This window comes from Bradyrhizobium sp. AUGA SZCCT0177 (genome assembly GCF_018130125.1).
Lineage (GTDB): Bacteria > Pseudomonadota > Alphaproteobacteria > Rhizobiales > Xanthobacteraceae > Bradyrhizobium.
In genome coordinates this window covers 12,145-24,794 of sequence record NZ_JAFCMA010000008.1, presented here as the reverse complement: position 1 = coordinate 24,794, position 12,650 = coordinate 12,145, and the positions used below count along the sequence as shown (strand labels likewise).

The 12,650-nt window shown below is 64.5% G+C and carries 9 protein-coding genes; 4 read left to right on the top strand and 5 right to left on the bottom strand.

Annotation, left to right across the window (positions count from 1 at the left end):
- Window positions 1–131 precede the first annotated feature (131 nt).
- Window positions 132–1,160 carry an NAD(P)/FAD-dependent oxidoreductase gene (locus tag JQ597_RS11265; RefSeq protein WP_212264249.1) on the bottom strand — a complete coding sequence of 343 codons (1,029 nt, stop codon included), beginning with the start codon at window positions 1,158–1,160 and terminating at the stop codon, window positions 132–134.
- A gap of 179 nt (window positions 1,161–1,339) precedes the next feature.
- On the opposite strand from JQ597_RS11265, the gene JQ597_RS11260 reads away from it, so the two are divergent.
- Window positions 1,340–1,795 (top strand): acyl-CoA thioesterase, encoded by a 456-nt coding sequence (locus JQ597_RS11260; RefSeq protein WP_212264248.1) that lies wholly within the window; start codon window positions 1,340–1,342, stop codon window positions 1,793–1,795.
- Entirely contained in the window at window positions 1,795–2,901 is a 1,107-nt protein-coding gene (locus JQ597_RS11255) for an alpha/beta hydrolase family protein (protein WP_212264247.1), read from the top strand. Before JQ597_RS11260 ends, JQ597_RS11255 begins: the two co-directional genes overlap by 1 nt.
- A 26-nt stretch (window positions 2,902–2,927) precedes the next feature.
- Here the strand turns inward: JQ597_RS11255 and JQ597_RS11250 are convergent, their stop codons facing one another.
- A complete protein-coding gene (locus tag JQ597_RS11250) occupies window positions 2,928–3,248 on the bottom strand; it encodes a 2Fe-2S iron-sulfur cluster-binding protein (protein WP_212264246.1) in 321 nt (106 codons plus the stop codon).
- A gap of 142 nt (window positions 3,249–3,390) precedes the next feature.
- On the bottom strand, window positions 3,391–3,768 hold the full coding sequence (locus tag JQ597_RS11245) for an Hpt domain-containing protein (protein WP_212264245.1): 378 nt from the start codon (window positions 3,766–3,768) through the stop codon (window positions 3,391–3,393).
- 386 nt (window positions 3,769–4,154) lie between these two features.
- Between JQ597_RS11245 and JQ597_RS11240 the strand changes: the two genes are divergently transcribed.
- Both JQ597_RS11240 and JQ597_RS11235 read left to right on the top strand, forming a co-directional pair.
- Complete coding sequence (locus tag JQ597_RS11240) at window positions 4,155–10,109, top strand: apolipoprotein A-IV repeat region-like domain-containing protein (RefSeq protein ID WP_212264244.1); 5,955 nt, start codon at window positions 4,155–4,157, stop codon at window positions 10,107–10,109.
- Between the two features lie 126 nt (window positions 10,110–10,235).
- The gene (locus JQ597_RS11235; RefSeq protein ID WP_212264243.1) at window positions 10,236–10,682 is read left to right on the top strand and encodes an SMI1/KNR4 family protein; all 447 of its coding nucleotides are present in this window, start codon (window positions 10,236–10,238) and stop codon (window positions 10,680–10,682) included.
- A gap of 168 nt (window positions 10,683–10,850) precedes the next feature.
- Here JQ597_RS11235 and JQ597_RS11230 read toward each other — a convergent pair whose 3' ends face one another.
- Both JQ597_RS11230 and JQ597_RS11225 read right to left on the bottom strand, forming a co-directional pair.
- A complete protein-coding gene (locus JQ597_RS11230) occupies window positions 10,851–11,762 on the bottom strand; it encodes an MlaD family protein (RefSeq protein WP_192737742.1) in 912 nt (303 codons plus the stop codon).
- A gap of 115 nt (window positions 11,763–11,877) precedes the next feature.
- Window positions 11,878–12,648: an ABC transporter ATP-binding protein gene (locus JQ597_RS11225; RefSeq protein WP_212264242.1), complete on the bottom strand. Its 771-nt coding sequence runs from the start codon at window positions 12,646–12,648 to the stop codon at window positions 11,878–11,880.
- Window positions 12,649–12,650 lie beyond the last annotated feature (2 nt).

Genomic DNA, 12,650 nt, shown 5'->3' with positions numbered 1-12,650 from the left:
GACCGCGCACCGCCTCACTCGGTTCGACCAACGTTTCACGGTGCTCTCCGAATGGGACAGCTCAGGGGCGCTGCTGTAAATGAACGTCAGTCGAACTCTTAGTCAAACACTTTCGTCGGATGCGCCGGCTGTCAGTTGACGCCGAGCTTCTTCTGCAGGCTCGATGACGAGGTCGTGTACTGGAAGACGAGGCGCTTGTCCGGGTAGACGTAACGGTGCGCCTTCTGCGCCATCAGCGCGCCCTCGTGGAATCCGCTCAGGATCAGCTTCAGCTTGCCCGGATAGGTGTTGATGTCGCCGATCGCAAAAATGCCCGATACATTGGTCTCGAAGGCGGCGGTTTCGACCGGCACCAGGTTGTTCTCGAGCGCAACGCCCCAGTTCGCAACCGGTCCGAGCTTCATGGTCAGCCCGAAGAACGGCAGCATCGTATCGCACTCGACTTTCGAGACCGCGTTGTCGTTGCCTTTCATCATGGCGCCCGAGAGCTTGCCGCCCTCGCCTTCAAGCGAGGTGACCTGACCGATCCTCAGGTCCATTTTTCCGGAAGCCACCAGTGCGCGCATCTGCTCGACGCTGTGCGGAGCGGCGCGGAAATCATCGCGCCGGTGCAACAGCGTCACGCGCTTGGCAATGGGGTGGAGATTGAGCGTCCAGTCGAGTGCGGAATCGCCGCCGCCGACAATCAGGATATTCTTGTCGCGGAACTGCTCCATCTTGCGCACCGCGTAGAACACCGAGGTGCCCTCATAGGCCTCGATGCCCGGCACCGGCGGGCGCTTGGGCTGGAACGAGCCGCCGCCCGCGGAGATCACGACCACCTTGCATTCGAACACCTGGCCGGCGTCGGTGGTGACGCGAAAGAGCGGATCGCCGATCTTCTCGATCGTCTCCACCATTTCGTTGAGGTGAAAGGTCGGATTGAACGGCTTGATCTGCTCCAGCAGCGCGTCGGTGAGGCCCTGGCCGGTGACAAAAGGAATGCCGGGAATGTCGTAGATCGGCTTTTCCGGATAGAGCTCGGCGCACTGGCCGCCGATCTTGTCGAGGATGTCGACCAGATGCGTCTTCATATCAAGGAGGCCCAGTTCGAACACGGCGAACAGTCCGCAAGGACCTGCACCAATAATCAGCACATCGGTTTTGATCGCTTCGCTCATCTCAGCTTCTTTTCGGTTGGACCGCGCCGATGGCCTGGGCGGCGCTTCTGGGGCAGCGTCTGTCTAGCCAACGCCGGTGGAACAGGAAAGCCATAATATGGCAGGTGGCCTTCGCCTCAACCCCTTGCCGGAGCAGGGTAACTGGGCTGTAACAACGTGAAACGTTCGGAGACCGCCCCGTGAACGCCCCTGCCCGCCTCGATTCAACGCCGCGCCTGGAGGATTTCCCCTACCGGTTGACCGACAATGTGCGTTTCGCCGACCTCGACCCCAACCAGCACGTCAACAACGCGGTTTATGCGACCTATTTCGAAACCGGCCGCGTCACGCTGATGAAGGATCGTAGTTACGGGCTGATGCCGGACGGCGTCAGCTGGATCATGGTCCGGCTCGATATCCATTTTCGCGCCGAGCTGCGCTGGCCGGGCACCATCGAGTTGGGGCTCGGCGTGGTGAAATTCGGCCGCACCTCCGTCACCTTCGATCAGGTGGTGTTTTCCGAAGGCAAATGCATCGCCTCGGCACAATCGGTATCGGTGCTGCTCGATGAGGCCACCCGCAAGCCGACACCGCTGACCGAGGAGATCATCGGAAACTTCCAGCGCTGGCTGCGGCGCGGAATGGACGGACGGTAATGCGCGTCGCGCTGCTGGCGGTGTTGATCGTCTCCGCGACGATGCAGCCCGCCGCGGCCGATGTATTCTATCGCGAGGATTTGCGCATTCCGATGGCGGCTGCGGAAACGGCGGGCCTTGAGGCAATGCTGGTGCGGCCATCGGGCAGCGGACGCTTTCCGCTGGCGCTGATCAGCCACGGCGCACCGCGCGATCACACCGCGCGAGCCACCATGTCGCCATATGGAATGTACCGGCAGGCGATCGAATTCGCGCGGCGCGGTTTCGCAGCGCTGGTCGTGATGCGGCGAGGCTATGGCGACTCCGGCGGCCGATATGCCGAGAGCAACGGTCGCTGCGCCAATCGTGATTATTTGCGATCGGCCCGGGCGTCTGCCGAAGATTTGGCCGCCGCGATCCGGGCCATGCAGGACCGCACCGACGTGTCCACCAGCGGCATGATCGCGGTCGGCTCCTCGGCGGGCGGCTTTGCCAGCATCGCGCTCGCCGCCACTGCGCCGCCCGGCCTCGTCGCCGCAATCAGCTTCGCCGGCGGTCGCGGTTCACGTGCCGATGACGATGTCTGCGACGAGGCGGCACTGGTCCGGGCATTTGCGGCTCTGGGCCGGACGTCGCGAATTCCGATGCTGTGGATCTATGCGGAGAACGACAAGTTCTTTCGCCCCGACCTCGCCCACCGGATGCACGCGGCATTCACCGGCGCCGGCGGCCGCGCCGAATTGATCGACGCCCCTGCGTTCCGCGACGACGGGCACACGCTCTTCTCAAGGGGCATTGCGCTATGGACCCCGATGGTCGATCGCTTCCTGCACCAGCAGAATCTGGGAACGCGGGAACTGGCCGCAGCACCGCTTCCGGCAGCGCTTTCGCCGCCGCCCCGGTTGGGTGAAAAAGGCCGTTCAGCCTTTGCAGATTATTTGTCCGCGAGCCCTCACAAGGCATTTGCGGTGTCCCCGACCGGCAGCTTTGGCTACCGCGCCGGGCAGCGGTCGGCCGTCGTGGCGCGGGAGGCGGCCCTTGCCGCATGCGCAAAGGCTGCCGCCGACTGCGCGACTTATGCGGTCGATGAGGAACTGGTCGAAAAGGAGCGCGCCGGAGCGCGCTGAACCATCCGGCAGAGCTGGACCAGGCTCTATGCCTGCCGTTCCGGCGTCGAGACCACGAGGCCGTCGAGTTCGTCGGAGACCTTGATCTGGCACGACAGGCGCGAATTCGGCCGTACGTCGAAGCCGAAATCCAGCATGTCCTCTTCCATCGGCGTGGGCGAGCCGACCTTCTCGCGCCAGGCGTCGTCGACATAGACGTGGCAGGTCGCGCAGGCGCAGGCCCCGCCGCATTCGGCTTCGATGCCCGGAATGGCGTTGCGGATCGCGGCTTCCATCACGGTCGCGCCGTTTTCGACTTCAATGGTTCGAGTTTCGCCGGAATGGTCGACAAAGTGGATTTTGGCCATGATCGCTCGTGCTGCCGGTATACGGTAGGAGGGTCCCCGGCAGTCCTATAACGGGTCGATCCGCACAGCGCTAGCGGTCGGGACGAAAACCTAAGGGGCTAATTTGGCGGGGGTTTGTCGGGTGTCAGACCGCAGGTCCGCGTCAGGACCGGCGCAGAGTCGCCTCGATCGCCGCCCGCGCCCGCGCAATGGCCTCGCCGAGTTCGGCAACAAGCCGGGACGGATCGGCGCCATCAGCAAGAACCGCCTCCAGCCGGGCGGCGGTTTCCGCCACACCGAAGGCGCCGATCGCGCGGGCCGAGCCCTTCAGCGTATGGGCCAGCGCATCGGCATCTGCCGGCACGGTGGCAAGCATGGCCATCAGCTTGGCCGACTGGGCCGCGAACATCGCCAGCACCTCCTGTTCGAGGCCGGCGTCGTCAAGCGTCATCCGCTTAAGGTGTTCGAAATCGATCGGACCGTCATCGGGAGCGAGCGGCGGCGATGGCATCCATTGTATCCGTTCAAGGTGCAGCGGCATGGCCTGACCCACATCTCCCCGCCGGACCGATCCAGGCAGGGCCGTTTTGGCCACCCAATCACGAAACTGGTTAATGGAACGTTCACCGGAATTGCCGCAACTTCGCCTACTTTTCGCCGAGGAGTTGCCGTAAAGGACAGTCTCCCACGGGAATTTCGAGTATCCGTAAGGCCTTAAGCCACAAAGCTGTTAACGATGATTAAGAATGTCTTAATCGCGGCCATTTCATTCGCATCACTCAACCAATAGGATGTTTGCGGATGTAGCGGACAAGCCGCCGACGGGGCGCGGCTGCGGTCCGTGTGGGGGCAAAGATCCGGTTTGGGCTTGCGGGGGCGTTTGCAAGACCAGCTGGACGCGTAAAAAGTAAGAGGGCTCGACTGAACATGGCGAACAATCCCAAGAAGGTCAAAGATCCCACCGAAGTCGCGCTTTCCGCCATTCAGGAAGCGCTGAACATCAGTGACACCACTGTCGATCCCAATCGCAATTCGATCGGCAACAACGACCTTTCGCCATCAAGCATTTCGTCCGCGCCCCCGCCCTACTCCGAAACCCCGTTCGATACGCGCGTTGATACGCGTTCTGGCGGCGACCGCCAGGTCTTCGATCCGATCGAAGAGCCGCGCGCCCCGCGCCGCGCCGCCAACGATGACCGCGAAACCATCGGACAGATTCTGCAGGCAATCCAGAAGGGCCGCCCTGCCCGCGGCGTCTATACGCTTGCCACCGTGTTCGCCGGCGTCTGGATCGTCGGCTGCGCGCTGCTGACCGCCGCGTTCCTGCCTTCGCTGCAGGCCGCAATGGGACAGAGCGGCGGCGTGCTGGTGCTGGGCGGCCTCGCCGCGCTGTTCTTTGCGCCGGTGCTGCTGTTCTATTTCCTCGCGAGCCTTGCCTGGCGCGGCCAGGAAATGCGGATGATCGCGCAATCGATGGCGCAGGTCGCGATCCGCTTCTCCGAGCCCGAAGGTGCCGCCTCCGACTCGATGGTGACGGTCGGCCAGGCGATCCGCCGCGAAGTAGCTGCCATGGGCGACGGCGTCGAACGCGCGATCGCGCGCGCCGGCGAACTGGAAACGCTGGTGGCCAACGAAGTCGCGGCGCTGGAGCGTGCCTATTCCGACAACGAAGTGCGCATCCGCGCGCTGCTGCAGGACATCGCCCATCAGCGCGACAACCTGGTCGGCCAGGCCGAGCAGGTTCGCAGCGCCATTTCCGGCGTGCAGATCGACCTGCGCCACGACATCGCGCTGATCTCGGACGCGATCGCCTCGCGCGTCGACGAAGTCGCGAAAAGCATCACCGGCGCGCTGGAAGAACGCGGCGCCCACATCACCACCGCCTTGAGCCATGCCGGCGACAACATGATCCTCGCGCTCGGCGAGCGCGGCGGCGACCTGCTCGACCGCCTCGAGGAAGCCAGCGCCGAGACCACGCGCGCCGTGCTCGACGCCTCGGAACGGCTGACCACCAGCCTCAACTTCAAGACCGGCCACGTCCATGACGAGTTCGTCGATCTGGCCGATCGCGTCCACGAGATGCTGAACGAGCGCATCGACCGCATCACCGGCGAGTTCGAGCAGCGTTCCTCGACCATCGTCGACGGCATTTCCGACCGCACCGAACAGGTCCACGACTCCTTGAAGAATTCCAGCGACTCGCTGCTGCTCGAACTCGAACTGCGCAGCGGCGATCTCGTCAGCAAGATCGACGAGGCCGGCAACCGCCTGGCGACCCGCATCATGACCTCCGGCGACAAGGCCAGCGACGCGCTCGACGTGACCGTGAACTCGCTGGTCGCCAAGGTCGTCAGCCAGACCGAGACCGCGCATGACAGCCTCTCGCTGCAGATGAGCGCGTTCGACGAACTGGTGCAGAACCAGGGCAGCGAACTGGTCGAGAAATTCGCCCGCGACTCAGGCACGCTCGGCGCCCTGATCACCCGTCACATCTCCGAATTCGACCGCACCGTCAAAACCTTCGGCGGCGAGATCGTCGAACGAATGGGCCAGCGGACGCAGGACATCGCCGACAGCCTGAAGACCTATGTCGATACCTTCGACACCCGCCTGATCTCCAACAGCGGCGAGATTACCGCCTCGCTCGATCAGCGCCTGCTGCAGTTCGAAACCACGCTGAGCACGCGCGTCAACCATCTCGACAACTCGCTCGACACCAAGATCAGGTCGTTCGACGAGACCGTCGACGGCCGCCTGAAAGCGCTGGAGCAGACCTTCGACACCCGCGCCAGGTCCGTCACGGAGACGATCGATGATCGCCTCGGCACACTGGCGAGTTCGCTGACCGACGGTGCCGCGCAGGCGATCCACTCGATCGACTCGCGTCTCACCGAACTCACCTCGTCGCTGACCGGAGGCACCACGCAGGCCATCCAGTCGATCGACTCCCGCCTCACCAACCTGACGACATCGCTGACGGTTGGCGCCGCGCAAGCCGTCGAAGCTATCGACCAGCGCCTCACCAACGTCACCACGTCGCTGACCGTTGGCGCTGCGCAAGCGGTCGAAGCCATCGACCAGCGCCTCTCCAACGTCACCACGTCGCTGACGGTTGGCACCGCCCAAGCGGTCGAAGCCATCGACCAGCGCCTCTCCAACGTCACCACGTCGCTGACCGTTGGCACCGCCCAGGCAGTCGAAGCCGTCGACCAGCGCATCACCAGCGTGACCCAGACCATCGACGGCCGCAGCGCCTATCTGACCGACACCATCGCGGCGCGGTTCCAGGATATCCACCAGGGTATCGAAACCCGGGTCGGCGCCATCGCCACCGACATCGACATGCGCGTCGCCCAGTTCGAGGATTTGCTCGGCTCGCGCGTCGAAGCCGTGGCCGGCCGTATCGAAAGCAGCGGCCGTCAGGCCAGCGACGACCTCATGGCCCGCGCCGAACTGCTGTCCTCGGGCATCAGGTCGCACGTCGAGGACGCCGAGCGCTCGCTCACCAACCTCGTGGTCAACACCTCTGAAACCATCCAGACCGGCGCGCGCACCGCGCAGCAGGCGCTGCTCACGGTTTCGTCCGATGTCGGCGCCCAGCTGAGGCTGACATCGGCCGAGGTCGAAAACTCCCTCACCGCCGTCGGCACCGGTGCCGCGAACTCGATCCTCACCAGCGCCCGCGAGGCCCAGACCTCGCTGGTCTCGGCTTCCAGCGAAGCTGCGTCCCAGATCAAATTGCTGGCCGACGACGTCGAGCGCACGCTCTCGGCCGCCGGCAACGCCACCGCTGCGTCGGTGCTGTCCGGCGCCCGCGAGGCCCAGACCACGCTGGTTACGGCGTCCGCGGACGCGGCAAGCCAGGTCAAGTCGCTCGCCGCAGACGTCGAACGTGCCCTGTCGGCCGCCGGATCCGCCACGGCCGAAGCCGTCACGACCGGCGCCCGCGAAGCCCAGAGCACCTTGATCGCGGCCTCCACGGAGGCCACCAACCAGGTCAAGTCGCTGGCCGCCGACGTCCAGCGCTCACTGTCGATCGCCGGCACCGCCACCGCCGAATCGATTACCGCCGGCGCCCGCGAGGCGCAGAGCACGCTGGTCAACGCGTCCACGGATGCGGCGAACCAGGTCAAGTCGCTCGCCGCCGACGTCCAGCGCTCGCTGTCGATCGCCGGCACCGCCACCGCCGAATCGATTACCGCCGGTGCCCGCGACGCCCAGAACACCCTCATCAACGCGTCCGCTGATGCAGCCAGCCACGTCAAGTCGCTCGCTGCCGACGTCGAACGCTCGCTCTCGGCCGCCGGTACCGCCACAGCCGAGGCCATCACGTCAGGTGCACGCGAAGCCCAGAACACCCTCGTCACCGTTTCCACGGATGCAACCAGCCAGGTCAAGTCGCTCACGGCCGATGTCGAGCGTTCGCTGTCTGCCGCGGGTACGGCCACTGCCGAAGCCATCACGTCGGGTGCGCGCGAAGCCCAGAACACCCTGCTCACGGCATCGACTGATGTCGCGACCAAGGTCGCGTCGCTGGCCGCCGACATGCAACGTTCGCTCTCGATGGCTGGCAATGCCACCGCCGAGTCGATCACATCAGGCGCCCGTGAAGCGCAGAGCGCGCTTTCCACCGCGTCGACGGAAGCCGCCGACCACGTCAAGTCGCTGGCCATCGATGTCGAACGTACGCTGAGCGCGGTCGGCGCCGGCACCGCCGCCTCGATCCTCGGCACCGCGCGCGAAGCGCAGAGCTCGTTCGCCGCGACCTCGGCCGACGCCGCAAGCCAGATCAAGGCGATCGCCAGCGACATCGAGCGTTCGCTCGCTGCGGTCACCGCCGCCACCACCGACAACATCCAGACCACGGCGCAGACTGCGCAGAACGCGATCCAGGCCAGCGCGCAGAATGCACAGAGTGCGCTCGTCGCCGCCTCGAACGAAGTCAGCTCCAAGGTCAAGACGACCTCGGCCGATATCGAACGCTCGGTGCTGTCAGCCAGCAGCAATTTCGGCTCGACGATGACCGGCAAGACCGACGAAATCGTCACCTATGTCCAGCAGCAGACCGATCGTCTGGCGCAGATCGTGGACAGCCGCCGTGGCTCGCTGGTCGAAGCGCTCAGCGCCAAGACCACCCAGCTCACGACCGAGCTCGACCGCGTCACCGCCGACTCGCTGAAGTCGATCGAGACCAGGGGCCAGGCGTTCTCGCAATCGATGGCGACCCATGGCTCGGAAGTCGCCCGCACGATCACCTCCGCCGGCGATATGGCAACCGGCGCGGTGGCCAAGTCGCTGAAGGATCTCGAGCAGTCGTCGCGTTCGGCCATCGACCAGTCGCGTCAGGTTTCGATCGCGGCCGTCACCGAAATGCAGGAGACCAGCAAGATCCTGCGCACCGACACCGTCGCGCTGTTCGAGCGGCTGCGTGAAGGCAACATCCTGCTGCAGGAAGTGCTGACCGGCGCCCACGACAACCTCAACTCGCTGGAGCGCGCTTTGGTGACCCGCGTGGCCGACTTCGTGTCCGCCATGAACGACGTCACCTCGCGCAACGGCGTTGCGACCCAGACGCTGGAAGACCAGCTCACCACCTTCAACACCAAGACCTCGAAGGCGCTGGAGGATCTCGGCTCGCTGTCGAGCGAGTTCGAAACCCACGGCAAGGCGCTGGTCGATGCCGCCACGGCGGTCGAACAGGCCAACCGCACCACCACGACGTCTGTCGCCGAACGCAAATCGCAACTTGAATCGCTGGTGACCACCATCGATTTGCGCACCACCGACCTCGATCAGCGGCTGTCGCGCTTCACCGGCTTGCTGGATGAATCGCTTGCCGCCGCCGAGGAACGCGCCCGCGACATTGCCCGCGTGGTGGCGGAAACCGCCGGCGCCGGTTCTGCCGCGATCAGCCGGCAGTTCGAAGCGGTTCGTGTCGCAGCCGAAAACGAGCGGCACCAGACCATCGACGCCATGAACGAACTGTACCAGCAGAGCAACGCCGAAACGGACGCGATGTTCAAGCAGTCGACCGAGAAGTTCGGCGCCATGGTGGTGGCCATGAAGCAGATGGCATCCGAGATGCATCACGAGCTCGAGGCGACCCGCAACGAACTGCGCCGCGGCGTGCTCGAAATGCCGCAGGAGGCCGCCGACAACACCGCGCAGATGCGCAAGGTGATCGTCGACCAGATCGAGGCGCTGGCCGAACTCAACCGGATCGTCGCCCATCACGGCCGCGGCCTCGACGTCATGACGACGAGCCGCGCCAGCGTGCAACGCCAGGAAGAACCGGTGATTGCAGCAGCCGCTAGCGGCGGCCGCAACGACGTGCGCATGCGCGACACCGGCAGCGCATCGAACCTGCCGCCGCCGGATCTCGGCATGCCGGCGACGCGCCGCACCGAAGCCCCGCCGGTCAGCCCGGCGAGCAGCCAGGACGGTGGACGCGACGGATGGCTGTCCGACCTGCTCAGCCGCACCGACGCCGGTGGTCCGAGCGGACGCGAGGCTCCCCGCCCGCGCGCGCCGCAAGGCGGCCCGGCCAATCCGCTGGAATCGCTGTCGCTCGACATCGGCCGGCTGATGGATCGCAATCTCGCGGCCGAGATGTGGGATCGCTATCAGCGCGGCGAGAGCAAGGCCTTCACCAAGCGGCTCTATACGCCCGCCGGCCAGAAGGCGTTCGATGAGGTCGCCCGCAAGTACCGCGCCGACCGTGCCTTCAAGCAGACGGTCGACCGCTACATCGCCGAGTTCGAACGCTTGCTCGACGAAGTTGCGCGGGAGGATCGCGGTCCGCAGGCGCTGCGCGGCCACCTGACCTCGGAGACCGGCCTCGTCTACACCCTGCTCGCGCATGCGGCGGGACGGCTGGGATAGGGTTCGGGCTCAGACGCGAGAATAAGAAACGGAGGCCTCGTGGCCTCCGTTTTCATTTTTTGGTTCGTAATTTATCTTTCGGTCGGCAAGAGGCACGCTGGCGGCTTCAAACTTGGGCCATGAGCTATGATCACGATTGACAATCCGGGCCCTCAAATCGACACCAGCCGTATCGCCGAAGTAGAGGCTGCAATCGGTGGCAAGCTGCCTGCTTCTTACAAGGACTTCTTGTTGAAAAATAACGGCGGTCGACCCGTGCCGGACACGATAGATATCGACCGTCTACCGGGTAGCCCGACGGACATTCAGATATTTTTTGGAATCGGGCGAGGTGTTGAAACGAGCAACCTGTCCTGGAACATCAAATTTGCGCGCGAACGCCTTCCGGACCATCGTCTCTTGCCTATCGCTTGCGATTCCGGTGGCAACATTTTTTGCTTGGGTATCCCCGGACAGTTTTCGGGGGGCATTGTTTACTGTGACCTGACGGGAGCCGAACCTGTAAAACCTTACGAAGTGGCACCGACCTTCGAAGCCTTCCTGGAAAAAATCCGGACGTGGGGCGACGCGTAATCCGCCGGTCGCCGCCATGGGCTTACAGTCCAGGGCACCAATTGACACACGGTGCCTACGACGAAGCAATCCAACTGTGCACGCTGGGCGACATGGATTGCTTCGCTTCGCTCGCAATGACGGCTCTCGTAGCGATCTACTCGCTACTCGCCATTTCCCATTCGCCAATTACTGTCGCTTCTGTCCACTCGGTGCTGCCGCCGCGGCAGGCGGTCTGGGCGCGGCGGGCCTGGCCGGCGGCGGTGCTGCCGCGGGCTCTGCCGGCGCGGCGTTGTTGCCACCGCCGAAGATCACCCGGCTCGGATTGCGGTCGAAATTGTTCACCGCACGGCTGATATCGGCGAGCGTACGGCGGCCGTCGGAAATCAGCGCGCCCGTGCGCTTGTCGAGATCGTCAGCCAGTTCGCGGATCGACTTCACCATCAGGTTCAACTCGCCGCCGTTGGCACCGCCCGCGATGGTGTTGAGGCCGAGCATGAGATTGTCGGCCTTGAGCATGACGCCGTCGACCTTGAGCATGACGTTGTCGATCTTCTCGGAGTTGCGCGCGAGCGCTCCCGTAAAGGTCTCGAGGTTCCGCAGCGAGTTCTTCACTGACTCCTGGTTGTCGGCGACGATCCGGTTGACGTTTTGCAACGTGGCGCGGATCGACTCCGTGACGTCCTGCAACGCGGCCGGATCGGCGGTCAAAACCGGAACGCCGTCCTCGTCCAGCGGCACGGGAGGCGCCCCCTCCTCGCCGCCCTTGAGCGAGATCGCAGCCACGCCGGTCAGTCCCTGGAATTCGAGGCCGACCAGGGTGTCTTTGCGGATCGGCGCGTTGTTCTCGACCATCGCCAGTGCGACGACGCGACGCGGGTTGTCCAGCTTCACGCGGACAACCTCGCCTACCCGAATACCGTTAAAATTGACGCTGCCGCCATTACGCAAGCCGGTCGCCGGGCCTTCGAAAATCACCCGCAGTGGGCTGCGCGCCTTGGTGGTGTGCAGACTCTGGAACCAGAGCACAAAGCCGAACGCCGCCGCGATCACCGCCAGGGTGAAGGCACCGATCAGGACGTAATTCGCCCGCGTTTCCATAACTCGAATTACTCCGGTACTAGACGCTCGGTTCTGATCAGAACCAGGCGCCCGACTTTATCCTTTTGACGCGTTTTCTTCACGCGAACCGGTACCCGCTTCGCTCGAAAACGCTCTAGCCCATCACAGCGCGGGCGCGCTTGCCGTGAAAATATTGCTGCAGCCATGGATGCTGCGAGGCCTGCATGTCGGCAATTGATCCTGCTGCAATGATCTTACCGTTCCCTAAAACGGCGATACGGTCGCAAGCCGTGTAAAGGCTGTCGAGGTCGTGGGTTACCATGAAAACGGTCAGCCCCAAAGTACGCTGCAGGGTGCGGACCAGCTCGTCGAAATCGCCGGCGCCGATCGGGTCGAGGCCCGAGGTCGGCTCGTCCAGGAACACCAGTTCCGGATCGAGCGCGAGCGCGCGCGCCAGCGCCACGCGCTTGATCATGCCGCCGGAAAGCTCGGACGGAAACCTGTCCGCGACTTCGGGCTTGAGGCCCACCATGCCGAGCTTGGCCACCATGACCTCGTCGAGCAGGCGCTGCGAGAGGTTGAGATATTCGCGCACCGGGAACTGGATGTTCTGCCGCACGGTAAGCGAGGAAAACAGCGCTCCTTGCTGGAACAGCACGCCCCAGCGCCGTTCCACGCCGCGCCGCTCGGCCGTAGAGGCCTTGTCGAGATCGACGCCGAACACTTCGATGCGGCCGGCGACCTTGGGCACGAGGCCGATGATGGTGCGCGTCAGCACGGATTTGCCCGCGCCCGACGGGCCGACAAAGCCCAGGATCTCGCCGCGCTTCACGTCGAGATTGAGCCCGTCGAGAATCCGCGTCTTGCCGAACTGGACGGTGATGTCGCGGACCCGGATGATGGCGTCGGAAATCTCGCCCACCATGG